At 43.4% G+C, this 24,329-nt stretch carries 19 protein-coding genes and 1 pseudogene; 17 read left to right on the top strand and 3 right to left on the bottom strand.

All coding sequences use genetic code 11. From position 1 onward, the window contains the following. The first annotated feature begins 26 nt into the window (after positions 1–26). From AC1XUE_RS12055 to AC1XUE_RS12025, 7 genes and pseudogenes are all read left to right on the top strand, one after another. Positions 27–1,625, top strand: a complete 1,599-nt coding sequence (locus tag AC1XUE_RS12055; protein WP_483356228.1) for a fucose isomerase — start codon at positions 27–29, stop codon at positions 1,623–1,625. Between the two features lie 153 nt (positions 1,626–1,778). Next, a pseudogene (locus AC1XUE_RS12050) lies at positions 1,779–2,030 on the top strand (sodium:solute symporter); the annotation flags it as partial. A 171-nt stretch (positions 2,031–2,201) separates the two neighbouring features. Beyond that, a complete protein-coding gene (locus AC1XUE_RS12045; protein WP_483356227.1) occupies positions 2,202–3,131 on the top strand; it encodes a dihydrodipicolinate synthase family protein in 930 nt (309 codons plus the stop codon). Positions 3,132–3,202: 71 nt separating this feature from the next. Next, positions 3,203–6,184, top strand: a complete 2,982-nt coding sequence (locus AC1XUE_RS12040) for a SusC/RagA family TonB-linked outer membrane protein (RefSeq protein ID WP_483356226.1) — start codon at positions 3,203–3,205, stop codon at positions 6,182–6,184. A gap of 13 nt (positions 6,185–6,197) precedes the next feature. After that, complete coding sequence (locus AC1XUE_RS12035) at positions 6,198–7,799, top strand: RagB/SusD family nutrient uptake outer membrane protein (RefSeq protein ID WP_483356225.1); 1,602 nt, start codon at positions 6,198–6,200, stop codon at positions 7,797–7,799. A gap of 18 nt (positions 7,800–7,817) precedes the next feature. Continuing rightward, positions 7,818–8,939, top strand: coding sequence for a sialidase family protein (locus AC1XUE_RS12030; RefSeq protein WP_483356224.1), 1,122 nt, complete (start codon positions 7,818–7,820; stop codon positions 8,937–8,939). A 129-nt stretch (positions 8,940–9,068) separates the two neighbouring features. Further along, positions 9,069–9,365 (top strand): hypothetical protein, encoded by a 297-nt coding sequence (locus AC1XUE_RS12025; RefSeq protein ID WP_483356223.1) that lies wholly within the window; start codon positions 9,069–9,071, stop codon positions 9,363–9,365. A gap of 334 nt (positions 9,366–9,699) precedes the next feature. On the opposite strand, the gene pdxR is transcribed toward AC1XUE_RS12025, so the two are convergent. Beyond that, a complete protein-coding gene (pdxR, locus tag AC1XUE_RS12020) occupies positions 9,700–11,127 on the bottom strand; it encodes a MocR-like pyridoxine biosynthesis transcription factor PdxR (protein ID WP_483356222.1) in 1,428 nt (475 codons plus the stop codon). A gap of 235 nt (positions 11,128–11,362) precedes the next feature. Between pdxR and AC1XUE_RS12015 the strand changes: the two genes are divergently transcribed. Genes AC1XUE_RS12015 through AC1XUE_RS12005 form a run of 3 tightly spaced genes read left to right on the top strand, consistent with a single transcriptional unit; the run spans position 11,363 to position 12,959 of the window. Further along, positions 11,363–11,596 (top strand): thioredoxin family protein, encoded by a 234-nt coding sequence (locus tag AC1XUE_RS12015; protein ID WP_483356221.1) that lies wholly within the window; start codon positions 11,363–11,365, stop codon positions 11,594–11,596. A 53-nt stretch (positions 11,597–11,649) separates the two neighbouring features. Continuing rightward, positions 11,650–12,381, top strand: a complete 732-nt coding sequence (locus AC1XUE_RS12010) for a hypothetical protein (protein ID WP_483356220.1) — start codon at positions 11,650–11,652, stop codon at positions 12,379–12,381. A gap of 8 nt (positions 12,382–12,389) precedes the next feature. Beyond that, a complete protein-coding gene (locus AC1XUE_RS12005; protein ID WP_483356219.1) occupies positions 12,390–12,959 on the top strand; it encodes a MarR family winged helix-turn-helix transcriptional regulator in 570 nt (189 codons plus the stop codon). 171 nt (positions 12,960–13,130) lie between these two features. Here the strand turns inward: AC1XUE_RS12005 and AC1XUE_RS12000 are convergent, their stop codons facing one another. Together AC1XUE_RS12000 and AC1XUE_RS11995 are read right to left on the bottom strand one after the other, a co-directional pair. Beyond that, positions 13,131–14,024, bottom strand: coding sequence for a dihydrodipicolinate synthase family protein (locus AC1XUE_RS12000; protein ID WP_483356218.1), 894 nt, complete (start codon positions 14,022–14,024; stop codon positions 13,131–13,133). Between the two features lie 61 nt (positions 14,025–14,085). Continuing rightward, a complete protein-coding gene (locus AC1XUE_RS11995; RefSeq protein ID WP_483356217.1) occupies positions 14,086–14,595 on the bottom strand; it encodes a cupin domain-containing protein in 510 nt (169 codons plus the stop codon). A gap of 487 nt (positions 14,596–15,082) precedes the next feature. Here AC1XUE_RS11995 and AC1XUE_RS11990 point away from each other — a divergent pair, with 487 nt between their 5' ends. From AC1XUE_RS11990 to AC1XUE_RS11960, 7 genes are all read left to right on the top strand, one after another. Beyond that, complete coding sequence (locus AC1XUE_RS11990; protein WP_483356216.1) at positions 15,083–15,454, top strand: RagB/SusD family nutrient uptake outer membrane protein; 372 nt, start codon at positions 15,083–15,085, stop codon at positions 15,452–15,454. A 2-nt stretch (positions 15,455–15,456) separates the two neighbouring features. Beyond that, positions 15,457–18,384, top strand: a complete 2,928-nt coding sequence (locus AC1XUE_RS11985; protein WP_483356215.1) for a glycosyl hydrolase 115 family protein — start codon at positions 15,457–15,459, stop codon at positions 18,382–18,384. Positions 18,385–18,931: 547 nt separating this feature from the next. After that, entirely contained in the window at positions 18,932–19,795 is an 864-nt protein-coding gene (locus AC1XUE_RS11980; protein WP_483356214.1) for an AraC family transcriptional regulator, read from the top strand. Positions 19,796–19,813: 18 nt separating this feature from the next. Then, complete coding sequence (locus AC1XUE_RS11975) at positions 19,814–20,458, top strand: SDR family oxidoreductase (RefSeq protein WP_483356213.1); 645 nt, start codon at positions 19,814–19,816, stop codon at positions 20,456–20,458. Between the two features lie 89 nt (positions 20,459–20,547). Then, a complete protein-coding gene (locus AC1XUE_RS11970; protein WP_483356212.1) occupies positions 20,548–21,591 on the top strand; it encodes an NAD(P)-dependent alcohol dehydrogenase in 1,044 nt (347 codons plus the stop codon). 797 nt (positions 21,592–22,388) lie between these two features. Continuing rightward, entirely contained in the window at positions 22,389–23,177 is a 789-nt protein-coding gene (locus tag AC1XUE_RS11965; protein WP_483356211.1) for a hypothetical protein, read from the top strand. Beyond that, positions 23,171–24,097 carry an Ig-like domain-containing protein gene (locus tag AC1XUE_RS11960; RefSeq protein WP_483356210.1) on the top strand — a complete coding sequence of 309 codons (927 nt, stop codon included), beginning with the start codon at positions 23,171–23,173 and terminating at the stop codon, positions 24,095–24,097. Before AC1XUE_RS11965 ends, AC1XUE_RS11960 begins: the two co-directional genes overlap by 7 nt. The last annotated feature ends 232 nt before the right edge of the window (positions 24,098–24,329 follow it).

The raw sequence follows: 24,329 nt of genomic DNA, 5'->3' as shown, positions 1-24,329 counted from the left end.
TTGTGATACAAAAGCAAAATGGAAAAATGGAAGTAAATCAGGCATTACTGGTCTGCAGCGGAGACCTCAGGCAGTCGGCTAATCTTAGTTGTTGGCCCATGCAGCAAAAAATGGAAGAGGATCTGACAGAGGCCTTGCGTAAGCATTCATGGACTGTTAAAAGAGCCCATGATTATAATGAAGAAAAGGGACATGGGTTTATCGATTATCAGCATATTGGAGTAAAAATTTTCAGGCAAATAGATAAAACCAAGCCCTTGATAGTAGCTGAGAGTGTATGGCAATATAGCCATCATGTTTTGGCTGGACTTATCTCCCATCAGGGACCCATTCTGATAATCGCCAATTGGGATGGCACCTATCCCGGTCTTGTAGGTGCGCTCAACCTTACAGGTTCCTTAACAAAAGCCGGCGTAACATACAGCTTTTTATGGAGTCAGGATTTTAAGGATCCCTTTTTTACAGCGGGGCTAAAGGATTGGCTTAACACCGGAAAAGTTACCCATGACTATTCCCATGTGAACCGATTTGACATCAGCAAAGTGCAGCAGGATTCGTTGTTGGTGGCTGAAAAATTTGCTGCCCGAATCAAGGATGATAAAGTGATCATGGGGGTGTTCGATGAAGGCTGCATGGGTATGTTCAATGCTATTGTCCCTGATGCGCTTATTCACGCGCTTGGCATTTATAAGGAGCGTTTAAGCCAGTCTACTTTATATGCCAGGATGCTCACAGTCTCGGATCAGGAAGCGAATGCAGTATTGGATTGGATGCTAGGAAAAGGAATGAACTTTATCTGGGGAACTGATCCGGTCAATGAACTTACCAGGGAACAAACACTGGAACAGTGTAAAATGTACGTTGCAGCAGTCAGGCTGGCTGACGAATTTGGATGCGACACGATCGGGATTCAGTATCAACAAGGTTTAAAAGAACTTACAGCAGCCAGTGATTTGGCAGAAGGGCTACTAAATAATACAGACCGGCCTCCGGTTTTTGATGCAAAGGGAAAAGAACTGTACCCAAAAGTGGCATTGCCTCACTTTAATGAGGTGGACGAATGTGCCGGTATAGACGGTTACGTAACCTATCATCTGTGGAGAGAACTGGGACTCAATGGAGATAACACACTGCATGATTTACGATATGGTGAAACCTTTACGATAGCGGGTAAGGAGGAATTTGTGTGGGTATTTCTCATATCCGGCGCAGCTCCTGCGTCACATTTTAAGGGCGGTTATGCCGGATCCAAAAGTATGCGTCAGCCACCCATGTTTTTTGGAAAGGGTGGAGGCACGCTAAGGGGAGTGAGCAGGCCCGGAAAGATTGTTTGGAGCAGAATTTACATGGAAGACAACGAACTCTGGTGTGATATAGGAACAGGCAGGTGTGTCGAATTGCCCGATTCCGAAGTAAACCGTCTGTGGGAGCTTACTGATCCGCAATGGCCGGTAATGCATGGTGTTCTGGATGGGGTTAGCCGGGACCAATTGATGGCCAAGCATAAAGCAAACCACATTCAGGTGGTATACGTTGACGGAGACTATGATGTGCGTAGCGCTGCGGAAATCAAGGCTGCAACTTTGGTGAATCTGGGGGTTAAAGTAAACTTTTGCGGAATCTGAGACCATCGAAAGAAAGCGAGCGACAGGCCCCATACTGTGGCAGAAATTGATAAATGTCAACCTTGGGCTTTGTTAGGTAGCATCAAAGATTTGCATATGCTAAAAAGCGGAAGACCTACGAAATCTTACATCACCGGTATAGAGAATTGATACATGACTAACTTACCATTTGTAGATATAGCCATTATTGTTGTTTATCTGATAGCGATGGTACTGGTCGGATTTTATTTTTCCCGAAAAAACACTTCTGCAGATCAGTTTACAAGAGCCGCCGGACGAATCCCTGGCTGGGCGATTGGAATTTCTATTTATGCTACGTTTCTGAGCTCAAATACATTTCTTGGTGTTCCGGGTAAAGCCTTCGGTGGTAACTGGAATGCCTTTGTGTTTAAGGGATGCACTCCCAGGTACTGTAACCGGAATACTGGTTATTCTCTGGATGACTTTCTCCTACCTTATACCTCCGCAATACGACTATTTTAAAAATCCCCTGCACGCCAACATGATCATTGTGGTGGGTACTTTATCCATTTTTCTGGCCGGTAACTTATCTCTTAAACTAAGAAAAAAATAAAAATGATAATACCTAAAAAGTTTGTCCCTGTGATGCTTACGCCGTTTCAGGAAAGTGCTGCTATTGATTATAAGGTCTTAGAGGAGCTCGTAGAGTTTTACCTTAGCGCCGGAGCCGGTGGGCTTTTTGCCAACTGTTTGTCTAGTGAAATGTATGAGCTTTCTGAGGATGAAAGGCTGGCTATGGTTTCATTTATCGTGCAAAAAGTAAACGGTCGGGTTCCTGTTGTGGCCACAGGTACTTTTCCGGACACGCTGGAAATTCAAGCTTCATTTATAAAAAAAATGCACGGTACCGGAATTGACAGTGTGATCGTTATTACCGGCTTGATGGCAGGAGAAACGGATACTGAGGAAGTTTTTGAAACCAATGTTAAAAAACTGCTCGATTTAACCGGTGAGATCCCGCTAGGTTTTTATGAATGTCCTGTGCCTTACAAAAGGATTTTGAGAGCAGATTTTCTGGGAGAACTGGTTAAGACAGGACGAATCAGATATCACAAAGATACTTGCCTGGATATTGATGGCGTGCGTGCGAAGATTGAAGCTGGTAAAAGCGCAGCTGATTTTGCCTTATATGATGCCTACATGGTACACGCGGTAGATTCTCTTAGGGCTGGTTCGGCGGGCTTATCCTGTATCCAGGGAAATTACTTTCCGGAATTGGTTGTCTGGCTGTGCACTCATTACAATGACAACTCAGAGGAGGTAGATAAAGTACGTCAGTTTTTTACCGAAAACATGGCGGTCATGCATGACACTTATCCTGCAAGCGCAAAGTATATTCTGGGAAAACGAGGTTTGGGCATCACTCAAGTATGCCGCAACGGCAGCGAAATAAGAAATGGGGCAGATTACGACAAACTGGATGCGCTGTTATATCAATTCGGGGAATTGGCAGAGCAAATAAACTTAAAAGTGCAAAGCCTGTAAATGATATAGTCCACGCCAGACCGTATAAGCAATTCTTTACTAAACGAATTTACCTTAAATATTTAATAGCGATGAATCGAAATCTAGTCACATGTAGGCTGGCAGTGCTGCTGCTGTTGTTTTCGATAACGACCCAGGCACAAAATATGATTACCGGAAAGGTAATTGATGCCAAAACCAAGGAGCCTTTGCCCGGAGCAACTGTGAACCTTGCAGCTAACAGAAGCGGTATATCTACCGATGAAAACGGGAACTTCAGAATGGAGGTTCAGCAAAAAACGGGCATCTTATTGGTTTCTTACATAGGCTATGATAATAGAGAGTTTACGCTGAGTGAGAGCTCAGATGATCTGATCATAGAACTGTTACCGTCAGTAGCCAGCTTGGAAGAAGTGGTGGTGGTGGGGTACGGAACCCAATCAAAACGAAAAGTGACGGGTGCTGTGAGCAGCCTCGATATGTCTGTGCAGGAAAGCAGTCCGTCAATGAATGCGGGTCAGGCGTTGCGGGGCAGGGTGGCAGGTGTTCAGATTCTGGATAATGGACGTCCGGGGCAGGATCCCAGCATTCTGATCAGAGGACAGCGGTCGCTAAGTGCAAACAACGCACCGTTGATTGTTTTAGACGGAATTATCTTTGGCGGAACACTCAGCGATATAAACCCCAATGATATTTTATCGATGGATATCCTTAAGGATGCAAGTGCCGCTTCCATTTATGGATCCAGAGCGGCTAACGGGGTAATTTTAATTACATCAAAAAGGGCAGATAAGGAGGGTGTGGTACTGACGGTTAATACGAGTGTTTCTTCTTATGACTGGGGAAAGAAAATCAATTTTTTTAGTCCTGAGAGATATATTCAGAGTAAACTGGACTACCGTGCACAGACAGGGCTAGATGCCGATCCGTCTAAAATAACGACCTATTTGTACCGCACAGAAGCAGATAACTATGCAAATGGTGTGATCACAGATCCTTACGATCAGGTTTCTCAAAAAGCGGGCCTATTGAATTTTGATATCAATCTGGCGGGACGGAGTGCAAAGACGAACTATTTCTTATCCAGTTCTTTTTCAAAAGAGGCGGGCTTATTGGTTAATGATAATTTCAAGCGTAAGACGTTTCGTATCAACTTAGAAACCGAAGTGAACTCTTCTATTAAAGTAGGTTTAACCTCCACCTACGGTCAGAGAGACATGTCGGGGTTAGCTGCATCAGTGAGCAGTCTTTATACAAGCAGTCCTTACGGAACATGGTTTCATCCGAATGGAGACCCTACCCGGTTTATCGTGGAGGAAGATCAGGTAGCTTCAAATCCGCTGTATAATTCTTTAATGACGACCAACGAGGAGGTTTACAATAACCTGCTTAGTAATTTTTATACAGAAATTATGGTTCCGAAAGTCCAGGGTCTGAGCTTACGAGTAAACTTTTCTCCGAATATAAGGTGGAACCGTAATTACAACTTTTTCAAACAAGATCAGTTTTTGCCGAACAATACTACTTATGCCAATAAACTGAACCAGAACGGTTTTGACTGGGTGTGGGAGAATATTGTGAAGTACAACAGAAATATCAACGAGCATCATTTTGATGTAACCCTTTTATTCGGAAAAAACTACATGCAGCAGGAGCAGACGCTGGCCAATGCGAATCAGCTAAGTGCGGACGCTCTGGGTTTCAATGATCTTAGTTTAGGTACCATTCTTACCAACAGCTCTTCTGCCTTTGAGATTAAGGGTGTGTCTTCTATGGCCAGGTTAAATTACGATTATGCCGGGAAATACATGGTTACCCTGACTACAAGGCGGGACGGAAGTAGTGTATTCGCTGCCAATAACAAATACGCCTTGTTCCCATCGGTAGCACTTGGCTGGAATATGGCCAGTGAAAAATTCATGGAGGATCAGAACCTGTTCGATAATCTGAAGCTGAGACTCTCATATGGGTCGGTTGGAAATCAGGGTATTGACCCCTACCAGTCCCTTAGTTTATCCAGCATCACCCAGTATGTATATGGAAACGGCGGGAGTATGTCTATCGGAGCGTTTCCAAGTATCATGGGGAACGATAACCTACGTTGGGAAACCACCTATTCAGGAAACTTAGGTATTGATTTCGCTATCCTGTCCAAGCGTATTTCAGGTACTGTAGAACTGTACAACACCCGAACGAAAGATTTATTGGTAAGAAGATCAATTCCTGCCATGAACGGCTATCAGAACGTACTCACCAATATCGGCGAAGTACAGAATAATGGTATCGAAATCACGCTGAATACCACTAATGTACAAACCAATAAATTCAGCTGGAATACAGGATTTAATTTTACCTACAATCAGAATAAAATCACAAAATTGTATGGTCAGGATCTGAACAATGATGGAGCGGAAGATGATGATATCAGCAATCGGTGGTTTCTGGGGCAACCCATTACTTCCTATTTTGATTATGTTTTTGACGGAGTGTATCAACAGGGTGATGAGCTTCCCAGTGGCTACCGTCCGGGTTATGTCAGACTTAAAGACCTGAACGGAGACAACAAAATAGATGCGAATGATCGTAGGATTATAGGCTCTGGCGGTCAGCCGAGATTTAAATTCGGACTTTCCAATGACTTCTATTATGGTAATTTCACAGTTTCGACCTTCATCAATGCCATGACTGGATGGATGAGCAACTTTCCGCTATTGAACACAGCGGTGAGTCCGAATGCTCCCGGCAGAGGACTGAATCAGCTCGATGCAGGATACTGGACCCCGGAAAATGCGTCACAAACCCGTCCATCCCTTCTTTATACTAACCCGCAAGGGCACGGTTGGTACGTAAGCAGAAACTTTGTCCGTCTACAGGATATTTCTATCTCATATCAGGTGCCGCCTTCTGCATTGAAGCGCGTGAAGTTAAAATCACTGCGGGTATTTGCAAACGCAAAAAACCTGGTAACACTTAGTGACTGGCCGGGTACAGACCCTGAAATTGGCGGAACTTCCTCGGATCAGTTGTATTCGTTGCCCCGGATTTATAATGTGGGATTAAATTTTAGCTTTTAAATCATATAGATATATGAAACGTATTCTAATCATCATCATAACAGGAATAGTCTTATGGGGCTGTCAGGGCGACCTGAAAGAAGTTCCGTTGTCTAATTTAAGTGCTGAGCAGATTTTAGTATCTCCTAACGGCTTCAGAATGTACCTTACCGGTCTTTATGCGGCTTCCAGGGAAGAAATGTCAATGGGAGACAATACCTACTTTGCCCTTAATTTTGCATCCACCGATATTGGCGCAGACGCGGGTATTGAATACATAGGCCTGAGAAACTACCTCACCACCTATACACCTACCAATAATAACCTGAATATTCTCTGGAACTGGGCATATACAGCTATGATTTTGAGAGCTAATACGATCATTCACTATGGAGAATCTCGTGGTGATGTGTGGGCTACAGAAAAGGAAAGAAATCAGGTATTGGCGGAGGCTCGATTTTTCAGGGCATATACCTACAATCTTCTTGTAAACTCCTTTGGGGGAGTACCTTTGGTAGACCAAATAAATAGTTCTCCGAAAAACGACTATGCAAGATCGAGCAAAGAAGAAGTGCTGAATTTTGTGAAAAGTGATCTGGAGTTTGCCGTGCAATGGTTGCCTGCCGTAAGCGAAGGTAACCTCGACGGAAAACTTACCCGGGGAGCAGCTCAACACTTGCTTACAGAAGTTTATCTGAGTCTTGGCGATGCCCAAAATGCTGTACGTATATCTTCAGAATTAATTTCTTCTGGTGATTACAAGATCATGACCAGCAGATTCGGATCTAAAGCCACTCAGGCCGGCGATGTATTTGCAGATCTGTTTTTAGATGGTAATCAAAACAGAGCTTCTGGCAATCAGGAGTCTATTCTGGTATGGCAATTTGAAAACAATGTACAGGGAGGAGGCAGCAGCCTGAACGGAAATGTTCAGATTCGTAACTGGGCTCCTTTTCTCAGCAAAATTATCGATCCGGATGGGGTAGCCATGTTGGTAGTGGATACACTCGGAAGAGGTGTGGGAAGAGTAAGGGGTACCAATTATTTCTTATATGACATATGGAAGGAAAATCCGAATGACATGAGAAACTCCTCCTATAACATGAGAAGGAAATTCTACTACAACAATCCGCGGTCTAAGTATTTCAAACAGCAGGTAGAACGTAAGGTCATTTACGACGACACGATGCGGAATATCTATCCATATTCCAGAAAAATAGAAGGTCTGCCATGGGCAAACAACCCTACTTCGGGGCGTACGGCAAAGGATGTGGTGGTGTTCAGGTTGGCAGAAACCTATTTATTAAGAGCGGAAGCTTACTTCAAACTGGGGCGTACCGACCTTGCGGCAGCGGATATCAACGTAATCCGAACAAGGGCGAATGTACCGGCTATTGATGCTGGTAAAGTAAGTATCGATTTTATTCTAGAAGAAAGAGCCAGAGAGTTAACCGTGGAAGAACCCCGAAGAAGAATACTGGTAAGACTTGGAAAACTGGTGGAGAGAGTCAAAAAGTATAACCTGCTGGAAGAAACCAGAAATTCCATCAGGGACTATCACCAGTATTTCCCGATTCCTCAAGCCGTGATTGACGCAAATTATGGACGTGTAATAGAACAAAACCCAGGATATTAATCATCAATATTTAAGAATATGACTATTTTATCAAATATCAAGAAGATAGCAGGGATAGCAATGCTGTTCTCTGTAGCAAATTGTTCTTTCGCACAGGATTTTAAGATTCCTGAATTAGCAACAAAAGGAAAACAGGGAGTAGTGAGTTCAGAGCTGGTCTATGGTATGGATCAGAAGCCAACCGCACAGTGCCACGCTTCTACTATTATCGAAACAAGCGAGGGGCTTATGTGTGCTTTCTTTGCCGGTACACACGAAAAAAACCAGGATGTTGGTATTCGGGTGGCTCATTATAAAAACGGGCAGTGGAGCTGGCCGGTGGAGGTAGCCAATGGCTTTCTGACAGATTCGGTGAAGCATCCGGCCTGGAATCCCGTTTTGTTCCAGCCTAAGGGCGGTCCCATCTTTTTGTTTTATAAAGTCGGGCCGGATGTAGACAACTGGTGGGGCGTGTACATTACCTCGGCAGATGAAGGCAGAACCTGGACAAAACCGGTTACCATGGGAAAGCATCAAGTAGTAGGTGATTTACTGGGCCCGGTGAAAAACAAGGCCGTTCAGCTGGCAGATGGAACAATTATCTCTCCGACCAGTCTGGAAAGAAGGGGTACACCCAATGGCAGAGACTGGAGAATTTACTTCGAAATTTCGAAAGATAATGGCCAAACCTGGAAGGTGATTCCGCCGATAAACGATGGGGTGGAGTACGATGCCATTCAGCCGAGTGTACTGATTCACAAAAACGGAGATTTACAGATTCTGGCAAGAACTATCCAGGATGTGCTGGTGACAAGCTGGTCGAAAGACAATGGCCAGACCTGGTCTAAACTGGAAAAATCCGGATTACCAAATCCCAATTCCGGAACCGATGCGGTTACTTTGAAAGATGGCCGACATCTTCTGGTGTATAATCATTCCACTAAAGCCGGACCTGAACCAAAAGGAAGGAATATTCTTAATCTGGCTGTATCGGATGACGGTAAAAACTGGAAAGTAGTTACCACGCTCGAAAACGAACCTATCCAGCACGGATATTCCTATCCTGCCATTATTCAGACTACTGACGGAAAGGTACATGTAACCTACACTTACGACAGAAGATCGGTGAAACACGTGACAGTGGATTCTTCTAAGTTTTGAAATCGTCTTTAGAAAGGGGAAGCGAACCATTCTTAAGGGCAGGTATAAAAGTGAATTCGATTAAAGATGTAATAAGACTCTCCGAGAAAGTACACCATCACATTAGGTTTTGTGTTGTTAAATGATTGTATGGTATTCAAAAAAATTAATGACCTGACAGTTTTTTCGTCAGGTCATACCTTATACCATAACGGTGTAGTTTCGAAAGACGGACAATGGATTGTTTATGACGGAAGGAATGATGACACCAAAATCGGAGAAACTGCTCATATAGGGATTGTTAATGTTCTGACCGGTGAAGAAAGGATCATATATCTAAACCCAAACCAAAGCATTTACGGACCGGGTGTAGGGGCAGTGTCGTTTAACCCTGCAGAAAATAAAGTGATTTTTATCCATGGATTGTCAGGCGGTAATGCGGATTAGGAAGATCATGGACAGATCACAAAGTGTTAGAAATGCGGTCACAATTCTACCATGAAGTATCTGTTCAATTTAAAAAGATCGTTTTTATTCTTGTTAAAAATGACCAGCTTAAAAAGCCATTTTTTGCTTATCAAATGCCCAAACATAAAGTGGAGAGATTTGCCTTGAACTGGAAAACGGATTCGCGATTTGGTATATTAATTATTCAAGCTGTTTGTGTTCTTCTGCCTTGAATGCAATGAGTGAGCAATCCGACACTAACTGAATTGTATCTGAGGTTTTGTTTTTTTAGTGAATTTATTTCCTGTAAATCAACGTGACTTGAATGTTCAGGTCATTTAACGATCAAGTGTTTAGCTAATAAAGTTATTCCCTCTCTGAGATCTTTTTCTGACAGTGACCCGTAGCCCAACCTGATGCCGTTGACCGAAGGATCGTTACTATAGTGTTCAGGCGTCAGTATTTTTACACCACTCAAGGCCATCCTTTCTTTGATCTTTGGCCAGTCCTGCTCTTGTTTTGGCTGCACCCAAATAGCCAGTCCCCCTTCCGGAACTGTATAGTCCACCTTGTCTTTCAAATAAGTATTCAGCAGCGATACGATGTAGTCGCGCTTTGCCTTGTAGTAGCTTGTCGCTTTTTTAATGTGCCGCTTTATTGTTCCGTCATTAATCAACTGCAAAACGGCCTGTTCCATGATGCCATCACCCTGAACATCAATGATCTTGCGTAATTCGCCCACTTTTGTAATGAGCGAATCATCATTGCTTACCAGATAGCCGATGCGCAAAGCGGGGGCAACTACTTTGCTCATCGTGCCGATGTAAACATATTTTTGTAGCTGGGCGAAGCTTGACACCGGCAGAACCGGGCGATATCCGAAGTGAAATTCATTGTCGTAATCATCCTCGATGATCGTAAATCCATGCTCGTTTGACAAGCGGATCAATTCAAGTCTTCGCTGTAAGCTCAGTGTGACCGTAGTGGGATATTGATGGTGAGGCGTGATGTAAATGGCCTTGATCTTAGGCTGCATTTTCAAATGGTTAATTACATCCTCGATGACCAGACCATCCTGATCAACACCTACAGGCAGTAATATGGCACCTGCAGTTTCAAATGCTTTCCAGGCAGGCTGATAACCAGGGTTCTCTACCATTACAAAATCGCCTTTTGAAGAAATGCACTGAGCAGCCAGGTACATAGCCATTTGACTGCCGCGTGTGACGCAAACTGAACTGCTTGTGACCTGCATGCCACGTTGATGGTTCAGCATTTGCACAATGGCTTCAATGAAATTTGCATGGCCGAACTCGCTTCCATAACCCATCATTTGCCAGCGTGCATTCCGGTTGAAGATTTGCCGGTAACCACGCGCCAGCTCGGTGACGGGTGCGATCTTGCTATCCGGATAGCCATCGTCAAAAGTGATCCTGTAATGTTGATTTTGCGGGGCTTCATCCGGTGCGGCGATTTCCATTTTACGCTGCTTGCTAAATACCGGTAATCTCGCGGCAATAAATGTTCCTTTCCGTTCTTTGGATACAATCCATTCTTCATTAATCAGCACATTCAATGCTTCGACAATGGTATTCCGGTTTACCTTCAGCATCTCTGCCAGATTTCTGCTTCCCGGCAAAGCATCCCCGCTGGTGAGCCTGCCCGACTGGATATCTGAGATGACGGCATCTGCTATCTGCAGGTACACGGCCTTCTGGGATTTGTGATCAATCCGGATTTCTAATTTCCACGGTCTGAGCATTGGACTAGCTGCGTTTATTTAAACTGCATCAATTAATAGACCAAAGATAACAATGGTATGCATGCTGCCAACTTGTTAAATTGTATTGATCTTAAGGATTTTACAAAATTGAGAAAGTAGCAGGCCCTGCAGCTAGTCCAGTATATTTAATTCAAAATGGTCCAGCAAGTATCGTTAGGACTCCTTACTAAGTTTGGATCGGCAATGGTGCCACACGTATTAAATATCGCGAGAAATGAACAAGTCAATTTTCTATCACGCAGGTTGCCCGGTATGTGTCAGTGCAGAGCACGACATTCTTAATCTTATCGGTGCAGATCAGGTTGAAGTCGTAAACATTGGAGAAGACCGCAGCCGTATCGGTGAAGCAGAAAAGGCCGGCGTTAAATCGGTTCCCGCATTGCTAACATCCAATGGCAATGTGCTTCATATCAATTTCGGTGCATCGCTGGAAGATGTTAAAGGCTGAGAAAAACCGGCAGAAACCTGCCGGTTGTATTATTTATTTTAACCAATCAGAAAGTGAAAAACACAATATTGACGCTTGCAGCCTTGCTATCATTTGCGGCTGCCGAGGCATGCGAACATTGCAAAAAATACGAAGATTCCAAGGATTTTAAGATTAGATCCGCGCAGGTGATCCATAATAAAAAGTACGGATCGCTGGAATTCGAGATCATTGTGGAAGGAACAGCCGGAAAGACTGTGCCCACTGCTGTAGGAAAATTGGATATGGCTCCTGTTTTAGGATATGTTTTTCCAACCACGTTAAAGCCTGAAGATGTCGGTTTTAACCCAACCGAAGGCATTGTAGCTCTTGCACTTACTTCGCATCCTGATTTCGACGATAGTCCGCTTTGGGATGAAAATACAGACGGCAAGTTTGATAATGACGGGATTGTATGGCACCCACACTGGGTAGTGCTGGTTAAAGATGACCGCGTGAAAGGCGGACTGTCAGTAAAGGAATATAAAAAGGCCGACAAGATCACAAAGCCTAAGACGGCCCCGGATATGCCCATGTATATGGACTCACCGGGATATCAGGTCGTTACCGAGCAAAGCGCGATCCGCGTTTCAGTGCCTATATACAGTGTCAATAATAAAGTAGACTTTCACTTCGATGCCGTGAGCTGTTATATGCAGGTATCTGCTCCGGCGGACGGAATGTCCATGGATAAACCGATGCTGGGCGTATACAATGTGTATAGCGTGCTGTCTGGCAAACTGACATTGCCATACAAAGTAAAATAACTAGGGCTATGGCTGAAATTGACGGAAAGATCGTTGATGCATTGGGCAGAGTTTCGCAGGCATTTCGCGTAGTGCTTCGCAACGAAGGGAAATTGAATGCATTGAGCCCAATACAAATTCAGATCCTGATCTTTCTGCTTTTTCAGCCGGAGGAAAGATGCAAAGTGACATCTTTGGCCAGACAGTTTGATCTGACCAAGGCCACAATCAGCGACAGCATCAAGTCGCTTGCACAAAAGTGCCTGGCTGAAAAATACACGGACCCTGCTGATGTAAGAAGTCATATGATTGTACTGACCGGGCGCGGCAGAGAGCTGGCTATTAAAAGTGCCGGTTTTACTTCGGCTATTGAAAGGCCGCTGGAGATGCTATCTCCAATACAGAAGGAGTTCATTTTTATGGGTTTGCTCCACATTGTCCGTCAGCTGCACGGGGCCGGCATTATCAGCATTCAGAGAATGTGTTTCACCTGCCGGCATTATGATCACCGCGGGAGTAGCCATTACTGCAAATTGTTAGAAAAAGGCCTGGAAGACCAGGAGCTAAAACTCGATTGTGCAGATCATCAGCTAAGGTAGTAGCGGGTTGTACTTTGTATTGCCTTTATTCTGAGTATTATGAACAACTGCCAATGAGCCATTCCGTGATTACCAGGGTTACGAAATTGAATCCATCTGTGGATTGTAGAGTCTATGTAATGCAAAAATCATCCCTATGCCAGACGGGGATGATTTTTTATTAAAGTATTGTTAGTTAAAAAGCGCCTTAGTAGTTTTCAGAATGTGGCCGAGTTCTGTGGTTTCGATTTCGGTAAGTGGTTGTAATGGTGCCCGAAGGTGCCCTGCGTTTCCTCCGAGAATGGTTAACCCTGCCTGGATGGCTCTCGGCAATCCTTTGGCAACGATGAACCTGAGCAAGTTTAACTGTTCAAGAAAAAGTATTTGAGCAGATGCCAGATCATTATTCTGGATTGCCTCGTACAGACTTAAATTAAGTTCAGGGATCAGGTTGGGTGCTGCTGTGCACCAGCCGTCAGCGCCGGCTGCAAAAGCGGCCAGGGCCAATGGATTGGAGCCATTATAAAATGCCACTTCCTCACCCAGCTCCCTTTTAAGCAGGTGCATGCGCTGCACGTCACCCGTGCTTTCTTTGATCATGGTGACATTTGAGATTTCCAGTAGCCGTTTCAAAAGGGATGGAGACATGTCGACACCACCTGTTGCCGGATTGTTGTAGGCCATGATGGGAATTGAGATTTGCGAGGCAACGGCATCGTAATGTTTGACGATCTCATTGTCAGTAAGCTTCCAGTAGCTCATCGGAATGATCATGACCGCGGTCGCGCCAGCATTTTCTGAGAACCTGGCGTGATAAATGGTCCGCTCGGTGGTAAGGTTGGACACACCAACGAGTGTCGGCACGCGACCGGCAACTTGCTGGATCGTAGCTTCGGTAATGGCCTCCTTTTCCTGATCCGTAAGGTATGGCAGCACACCTGTGCTTCCCAGCGGCGCTATGCCATGCGAACCAGATGCGACAAGCCGTTCAACCAATGTTTTAAATAGCGGCAGATCAACGCGCTCATTTTCATCAAATGGCGTGATAGGGTATGCAATAATTCCCTTGAATGGAACATTTTTCATTGTATCTCGATGTTTAAAAGTGAGAAAGTCCTCGCAAAGGAGGACTTTCGATTGAATGTTATTAAAGATCTCTTCCTTCTTCTTCGCGAAGCGCAACGCCCAGATTTTGTAGTTGGGGTGCATTTTCGCACGCAATGTATTTTGCCGGCTGAGCATCACTTAGGTTTTGATGTCTGTGCCATGCCCAGGATGGAATGTAAACGGCGTCTCCTTTTTCCCATTCCACTCTTTCACCTTCGATTTCGGTAAATCCTTCGCCTTCCAAAACATAGAGCACCGTTTCGTAAGTGTGACGGTGCCGGTTGGTCAGCTGGCCTGGTAATAGGCCACCGATGGTCATGCTGACGTTTTTGCTGGGGAGATCCACAAAAAATACGGGATGTTTGCGCTCTGTTGAAAACTGACTGTGTTCGCCGGCCTTTTCCACATTCTTATGGATCATATAGGCCGGCTTTTGAAATTGTGGGCATGCAAAAGTCTGATGAAAATCCTTTGAACTGAATTGGTTGTTCTGTTTGCTGAGATCGTCAGTCTTTAGCGGGGTTTCCGGTGCAATTGCTGTTGTAGTCATGATTAAAAACTTTTATGTTTCATGCATTATCGCATAACAAAAGTATCGCTGTCATGGTCGGCCATTCTGGTACAGAATTGATATAAAAGCCTGGGCCAGCTTCATGGCCATCATTCGACATCTTCATAGCTTAAAAAGAGCATCAAATCCGGTGCTCTTGAATCTTCTCTTATACAATCCTGCCAGTTACATGCAGCAAATATTGAGAGCAATTCTGTTTCGTGTCAGCCAATGTTCCGGTCTATCTGAAACTGAATGATAAGAGTCGTTTTATCTTGGTATCAAACAGATTATAATGTTAAAAAGCACAGTAGATTATTAAAACTGCTACTTTACCCGGTCTAACTTGAGGAGCTTGTGGTCACGGATTCCCAACACGATGTAGCCATATGGAACGCCTTCAGGCTAGGTGATAAAGCTGCGTATGCCAGGATTTATAAAAGTAATTTTGAGGCTCTGTATGTCTACGGTCTGAAGTTTTTACCAGATGAAACCCTGGTTGAAGAAGAGATTCTTTGATCCTCTTGCCAATTTTCCTGGTAATAATCAAGACGCCTATTCTTCAACAAGAGACATCTTTTTATTCAGATTGGCTGATACCTATCTGCTGATTGGTGAGGCCTGCTTTGAATTGCGTCAGTTGGACAAATCTGCGGAAAAGATCAATGTCGTCAGAAAACGTGCTGCCATGGCAGGACAGAGTCCGGATATAATGCCATCAGATGTAACCCTGGATTTTATACTGGATGAAAGAGCAAGAGAGCTTGACGGAGAGTACCACCGTTGGCTTGACCTTAAACGTACACGGAAACTGGGCCGCGCTTTTGAACATAACATCCTGACCAATTGTAATACTTGAACATGAAAAAACGAATAATAAGCCTGGTTACCACCATGATCATGATGGCGGCCGGAAATCTCCACGCCCACAACAACGCACGTTTTGATCTGGTAACTGCTCAAGCTAACGTGACAATTTATTATGAAAAAGCAGAGGCTAAACTCGATTCGGTAACGGCTCATTTACTTGCTTCCGATATTGAACTTGTAAGCGGTTATCGGCCCAGAGTATCCAGTGATATCTCGACGGCACAGGGAAATATCATTATTATCGGACAGGTTGGTTCAGAGTTAATCAAACGTTTTGGCAATAAAGCGGCCGACCCGGATTTAAAAGGGAAGTGGGAGTGCTATTCACTCAGGACATTATCCAAACCGACAAAAAACATCTCTAATGCCCTCGTAATTGCCGGAAGTGATCTCCGAGGAACGGCTTATGGGGTTTTTGATATCTCAGAAAAAATCGGAGTAACGCCCTGGTACTGGTGGGCTGATGCGACTCCAAAGAAGCAACATTCTCTATCCGTAAACATTTCCGATTTATTATCAAAAACACCTTCCGTGAAGTTCAGGGGTATTTTTATCAATGATGAAGATTGGGGGTTACAGCCCTGGGCAGCTAAAACATTTGAACCGGAAACGAACGATATAGGTCCCAAAACGTATTCAAAGGTTTTTGAATTGCTTTTGCGCTTAAAGGCTAACCTGATCTGGCCGGCGATGCATCCAAGTACCAAAGCTTTTTTCCACTATCCCGGTAATGCGAAAGCTGCAGAATTGTATCAGATTGTAATTGGATCTTCCCACGCGGAACCGATGCTGCGGAACAATGTAAGTGAATGGGATCAAAAAAGTATGGGACGTTTTAATTATCTGACAAACAGGAAAAAAGTCGACGAATATTGGGAATCCCGTATCAAGGAGAGCAGCAAGGTCAATGGGATTTATACAACAGGTATGCGGGGTGTTCATGATAGTGGTATGGAAGGAGTCAAGACCATCGAAAAAACTGTTCCGTTGTTGGATACGATCATCCGTTCGCAGCGCGAAATGCTTAAAAAGTATGTAAATCGGGATGTTACAAAGGTTCCTCAGGCATTTACAGCTTATAAGGAAGTGCTTGATATATATGATGGAGGACTTAAAGTGCCGGATGACATCACACTCGTATGGCCGGATGATAACTATGGTTATATTCAACGGCTCAGTAATACCGATGAGAACAAAAGACAAGGAGGGTCAGGTGTTTATTACCACATTTCTTATTGGGGCAGACCACATGATTATCTGTGGTTGGCTACTTCGCATCCTGCACACATCCGGGAAGAAATGACCAAAGCTTATGCCATGAATGCAAAACAGTTGTGGGTGGTGAACGTGGGTGATATCAAACCCGGGGAGTATTTGACGCAGCTTTTCTTAGATATGGCTTATGACATAAAACCGTTTGAAAAACCTTCATTTTCTGCTACTCACTTAGAGAATTGGTTGTCAACGATCTTTGGAAATAAGCAGTCAATTTCAATGGCGAAAACACTTTGGAAATATTATGATCTGGCTTTTGAGCGCAAACCCGAATACATGGGTTGGAGCAGGACTGAACCAACAACTGCCATAGACTTTACGCAGTACAATCACAATTTTTACAATGACCAGGCGCAGCTCAGAATAGATGCTTATGACAAACTGATAAAGCAGACCGAGGCGATTGGAATGAGTATTGAATCCAAAGACAAGGCTGCTTTTTACGAGTTATTGGAATATCCGGTTAAAGGAGCGGCGCTGATCAATAAAAAATTCCTGTATCGGGATAAAGCGTATTTATATGCAAAACAGGGACGTTGGAGCGCTCAGACGTATGCCTCGCTGTCGAAGGAAGTGTATGATAAGATAGTGGAAGAAACCAGGTTTTACAACACAGAACTGGCAGCAGGAAAATGGAAGGGTATGATGGATATGTTCCCAAGAAAGCTTCCGGTATTTGATATGCCCGTTTTTGATTCGCCCAAATCTAAGACATTATCTGCTTTCAGGGCCCTTCCGGAGGGTTACAAAAATGCAGACTCCACTTCCGGTTCACAGCAGTTTTCGCTTCCCGATTTTGACAGATGGAATAAACAGAAGTACTTTATTGATCTATTTTTATGTCAAAATGTGACCAAGAAATTTACTGTAAACACATCGGAAAGCTGGATTAAAGTAAGTGCCGATGAAGGCGAATTAAAACCTGACGGGTTGAGCAGTCAACAGCGTATCTGGGTAGACGTTGATTGGGCAAAAGCGCCTTCACATAAAGATCTGAAAGGGAATATTATTGTCCGGACGGATGGAGATCAGTATACTTTTAATGTAGTAGCTAACAACGAAGCTGTAATTGAACTGAATAACTTCAAAGGTTATGTAGAGGCAAACCGTTATATATCTATCAATGCTACAGACTTCACGGCCGTTAAAAATACAAAATCGCGTCACTGGAGTGTTGTGGATGGATTGGGTATGAATGGCAAATCACTCGAGTCTTTTCCCTTGACTCAGCAGCCCGCGGATGGTGATTTGGATACACTTAAGATAAATGAAAATCCAGCAGTGGAATACGAGTTTTATACATTCAGCAAGTCATCCGCTGACATTACAATCACCTCCTTACCCACATATCCTCTTAACAGGAATTTTGAAGTGCGTTACGGCATAAGTATTGACGGAGGTCCGGTGCGTATCTTCAATTTCAGAACGTTCGGTCGAAGTGATGAATGGAAAAACAATGTGTTGAGTAATTCAACCAAACGGATCTTACATGTGCCGGTTATGAAAACTGGCAAACATAAGTTGACTATTCATATGATCGATCCCGGAGTAATCCTAAATCATATTTTCATTGATCTGGGGGTTGATGAGCCATTCTTTGGATCGCTTGCTCCGACTTCCCAAACCACTATAAAAGGCAAGTAAACTTCTTAATGAAAGTAATCACGAGGTTAAGGATACGAATTTTTTGTTTATGGGAGATCGCTGATCATATCCAAAGCAGGCGTCGGCAGCAACTTACGTGTGGCAACCGCTAAGCGTATATGGTCATTCCATTTCCATTCCTGAATTTAAGGAGGCGTAGCAAATTGATTCATCTACACGGGTAATATCATCGATAAAAGTTGATGGGAGATTTTAGAAGATTGGGATTCGCATATTGGGTACGCTGGAAATTGGCGTAAAGAAACTATTCGAAGATCAGGGTATGTTTCTCATGAAAAGGGTTCTTCTCTAAAATTTTAGTATCCGAATATTGAAGTAAGCTCTAAGTGTCCAGAACGTGTGCAAGGATTAATATCCTACAACATACCCTACTATTTGAGCTAAATCAGCAAACTTTTTGACCTAAATAGAACAATAGAAGAATTGTGTGATGGATACCTTTGTGTCATAGTTCAGATATGAATAAGCGGGCAACTTTGATTACCTTGATCATGTTACCACAAGACGGACTTTAGATAGAATTGATATGAACAAAGTGATTAAGGTTCCAACTGCGCTGGTGAGCGGTCCGGGACAACAGAGTGCTTTGATGTTGGATGGCTGTTCGGTTATAGAGCAATGCATACACAGTATGGAAGCCAAAGGCACAATGTATCTGGAAGAGCATTTGCTGCTGATCGTTCTGGAAGGCTCTGTCACGCTGACGTATGGAAAGCAACAGTATGCACTTGGGAAGAACGACATGATTCTCCTAAAGAAAGCGATTTCGGTACAATACGATAAAGTGGGCAATCCCGATAATGACAACATCTATGACAGTTTGATGTTCAGTATAAAAGACGATCTGTTAAAAACGTTTCTGGCTTCATCGGAAGTTAAAGTACCCAAAATTGAAGGGGAAATTAAAACGGCTGTTTACCCGATGAATGAATGTCTGGTAGCCTTCGCCCATTCTCTCAAACCGTATTTCTATGACGACTCGATTGTTCATCCGGGGCAGTTGCGACTAAAAATTATGGAACTGCTGTACGACGTTGCAGAATGTAATCGTAATATGTTTTTGCAGATTCTTCAATTGCACCAGCCGGTGAGGGCAGATATCCGTCATGTAGTGGAGCTGCATTATGCTTCACCGGTTTCGTTATTGGAGCTGGCCTATCTTTCAGGCAGAAGTTTGTCAAGTTTCAAAAGAGATTTTCAATTGGTTTATAATACGTCACCGGCTTCGTGGATACGGGAGAAGAGACTGGAAAAAGCAAAAGATATGCTGGAAACCACACTCTTGTCTGTTTCTGATATTTGTTACACACTTGGGTTTGAAAACGTATCCCATTTTTCCAGGATTTTTAAACAATACCATGGTCAGGCCCCTTCCATATTTCGAAGCTAAACATTTAAATCAGATCTTATGAAAAAAATATTGGTAATCGGAGCAGGCGGACGCGTAGGTTTGGCTTTGATAAGTAAACTTGCGGAAGCGGACTATACTGTCTTGGCAGGATCAAGGCATGAAAAAAATTCTTCTCAGTCTGAAAATATATCATTCATTGCGTTTGATTTACTTTGGGATGTGGATCGGATGGTGGAGGCAATGAAGGGAAATATTGATGCCGTTTATTTTGTAGCGGGTTCAAAAGGAAAGAATTTGCTGCAAATTGATTTGCACGGTGCAATTAAAACAATGCAGGCTGCTGAGAAAGCAGGTGTAAAAAGATTCATTTTACTCAGTTCAGTATTCGCTCTTGAACCCAGTCACTGGCACGAATCTTTCCTGAAAGATATTACAGATTACAACATCGCCAAGCATTACGCAGACCTATATCTAACGAGCCAGGCCAGCCTGAACTACACCATTCTGCAACCCGGCGCATTAAAGGAGGAAATCGGAACAGGGAAGATTACCGTAGATGTAAAAGAACCGTTATCAAATTCAATTTCCAATGTGGTCGATACGCTGGTTGCGGTTCTGGAAGATGATCATACCATTGGAAAAGTGATCATGATGCATGACGGTGGCACGCCCATCAAAGACGCGCTTAAACAGGTGAAGTAGCAAACGAGAATTCTAAATCATGCGGTAAACCAAGGCGGCGCTTACCAAATTTGAACAAACTTAAATATTAATATAAAACAAACTAAGAGATGATTGAAACCAAAGGATACGCTGCGCAGAGTCCTAACGAAGATTTAGCGCCCTGGGCGTTTGAACGCCGGGAAGTTGGCCCCCACGACGTTCAGTTTGATATTTTATATTGCGGTGTCTGTCACTCCGATTTGCACCAGGTTAATAACGACTGGTTTCCGGGTATATTTCCAATGGTCCCAGGACATGAAATCGTTGGTCGTGTGGTCAAAGTGGGCGATCACGTAAAGAAATTTAAAGTAGGCGATCTTGCAGGAACAGGCTGTATGGTTGATTCCTGTCAGGAGTGTGAAAATTGCAAAAGAGATCTTGAACAATATTGTCTGGAAGGCAATACGCAAACCTACAACGGAATGGAACGTGACGGGAAAACACCAACGTATGGTGGCTATTCCAATACCATTGTAGTGAGGGAAGAATTTGTATTGCATGTTTCTGAAAAACTGGACCTGGCTGCGGTCGCACCATTATTGTGTGCAGGTATCACAACCTATTCCCCTCTGAGACATTGGAAAGTAGGAAAAGGACACAAATTGGCCGTACTTGGTCTTGGCGGTTTGGGGCACATGGGTGTGAAGTTTGGCCTTGCTTTCGGTGCGGAAGTAACTGTTCTGAGTACATCGCCAAAAAAAGAAGAAGATGCTAAAAGACTGGGTGCTCATCACTTTGTTGTTACCAGTGATGAAGCTCAAGTAAAGGCAGCTTTGGGAACTTTTGACTTCATTCTGGATACCGTTTCTGCCGAACATGATTTCAATATGTACCTCTCACTGCTGCGGACAGACGGTACGCTGATTTGCGTTGGTGTTCCATCCAAACCAGCAGAAATAGCTGCGTTTAGTTTGCTTGGCGGAAGAAAAAGTATTGCAGGATCAGGCATAGGCGGCATAGCTGAAACCCAGGAAATGCTTGATTTCTGTGCAGAGAACAATATCGTTTCCGACATTGAGCTCATTGACATGAAAGATATACAGACAGCCTATGATCGCATGGAGAAAGGTGATGTCCGTTACAGGTTTGTAATAGATATGGCAACACTGTAATTGATAGTTACCGGATCGAAAAGCCTTGCCAAAATTTTGGTGAGGCTTTTTTTATGCCCAGATAGTTATTTTGGTACAATTTGAACCGCATCACACAAAGCACTATTGGCCGTGTTCAACCGCCAATAATGCTTCTGTGTTAAAATGTATTAGAAACTGAATCTGTTTAAGCCTATTAATTTGAATAAGAGGGGCTTATGTATCTATGTGGACGTAACTGAGATTGACATAATTTTCTTGTCATAAGTATTGTCAAACAATAGAAAATGTCAATTCATACCTGAGATCTAAGAACGTCTTAGTCAACTTCAATCTCTTTTGTAGGCAATAGGGATTTGCAGACCTTTGACATTTAACAGAACAATAGAGATGTATAATCCAAATTCTATAAAATATTATTTCAAATGTCGTTTCCATAGTTTAATTTCGATATCAGTTAGAATAATTTCAATTTCCTTATATCATTAAATTCTACTCGCGTTGTTCAAATGTTGTTTGTACCCATACGCTCCGACGTAAAAGGCCTATTGTACGCTTTCAGACTAACAACTGTATCTCAAAATAATTGTACAGATCCTGGTTAGAAATTTATAAGGTTTGGGTCCCGAAGGTGGCACTCAGTTGCTAACATTACACCGTATTTATTTAAAATCGAATTTTGTGTACAAATATCAGCAATGCAGTGACGGGTAAACAAAACCCGTCATGTATAGGAACTGCCAGCGTTTGGTGTTCCTCAATCCCATGTTATTGTCATGGTGTAACAAATAAGTATTCCAGCTTTTAAATTTATTTACATGAAAAAATACTATACATTAAAGAAGTTATTTCAATTTTTATTAATCATTTCGGCATTTTTATCAGGATTATCAAATGTCAAAGCTGCCTTGCAAAAAGGCGATCTGGCGGTAATCGGGATGAACGGTGATGCTGACGCGTCGACTACGATACGGAGTTTTGCCGTGGTGGCATTAAATAACATTGCAAAGGATGAGGTGATTTATTTTACCGACCGTGGTTGGGTCAACGCTTACACCCCGGCTTCTGGTAGCCCAATTCCGGGACACTTTGTAGGGGCAATAACTAACCCAACGCCATCAAGTGTTATAACTAACGAAGGAACCTTTCAATGGAAACCTTCTGCTCTTATATCGGCGGGTACGGTGATCATATTCAAAATTGATTTGGGTTCCACTAGCGTATCGGGCGTAAAGGGTGATGGTGGCGCACTTCCAGCCGCGGACATTTCCGTACTTTCGGGCACGTGGACGAATACAACTCTTTCTGCTAACCCATGGTTTCCGTCAACTGGGGATCAAATAATGATCTATCAGGGAAGTGAAAGCAGCCCATCATTTATTTTTGCTTTTAATAATCTAAGGGGAGATTTTGCAAATCCATCAAATGGCTGGAGTACCAATCCTTCGAATACAGAGCCGAACAACCAACTTACGGCTTACGGTGAATTGCCATCTGCTCTGGGAACAACATATCCATCGGGTTTCTTACCCCTACAACAAATTCGCGTTATCCGAATGAAAAATACAACCCGAGCTTTTCAAGTGGTACGAAAGCAATATTGTTAGCCGATATTACCAACGTCGATCATTGGACCAATACAACTGCTGCCGGTTCTCCGTATGACTTCAGTGCAGGTTTTGGCTCCGACAAAATAACAGAATTTGAAATGCGCCCATCGGTTATCATCAGCAGTAGTGCAGGCTCCTCGGGTGGAACCACGCTTGACTCGCCAATTCCATTTACAGTAACTTTCTCGGAGGCTGTAACAGGTTTTGAGGCAGGAGACATTACGCCAGGTAATGGTACAATCAATGGATTTTCAGGTAGCGGCACTACTTATACTTTTAATATAAGCCCTGCTGCTTTCGGTGCCGTAACCGTAGATATTGCTGAGAATACAGCCCTTGGTTCGACTTCGAACGGAAACACAGCAGCCGTGCAATTTGTAATTACCTATCAGCAAACCTTGCCGGTTACGCTTGTATCCTACTCAGTTAAGGCAGATGGTATGGCTGCTAGGTTGGAATGGACAACGGTGAGTGAAAAAGACAATGGGCACTACGAGATTGAACACTCAACCGATGGCAAAGTATTTAAAGTGATCGGTATGGTTGAAGTAAACGGTTCTTCATCCGTCAGACGGAATTATGTTTGGTATGACCGCTACCCAGCAACCGCAATTAACTATTACAGGCTTGCACAAGTAGACATAGATGGAACGGTAACCAGGTTCAAAGTGAAGTCATTAAATTTCGGTGTTGTGGTTGCCCCTAATCCTTCCTTGGACAAAGTGTCGATATCATTCCCTAAAATGACAAAGGCCCTCGAATTAACCGATGTGAACGGTAGGATGGTACGTAATTTTGCTATCAGGGAGAGCGACACTATAATTACTATTCCGGTAGGTGATTTGGCACCAGGGATTTATTTAATTCGTTTGCATGGTGCTCATGGTGCAGTTTCCAGTAAGCTTATCAAACGGTAGGAATATTCTATCAAAAAATGCTGAATGACATTATCGAGGTGCTGAAAAAGTCAGTCGATCAGTAGATTAAGCTCATTCTTTTTTAGCGATCAAGTAAAGCATGGCCTTTACTTGATCGCTTTTTCGTTATTGCCGGATGGCTTTTGCTTTGGTGGACTTGGATGCGTGGTTGTTTCGGGCTGGTTTTTTTAGAATTTAAGAACTTAGGGTATTCGTTTAATTTTTCTTTCAG

Source organism: Dyadobacter sp. HNCC25DJ187 (assembly GCF_056895255.1).
Note: the sequence above shows the minus strand (reverse complement) of the source record. Positions and strands in the feature narration are given on the sequence as shown.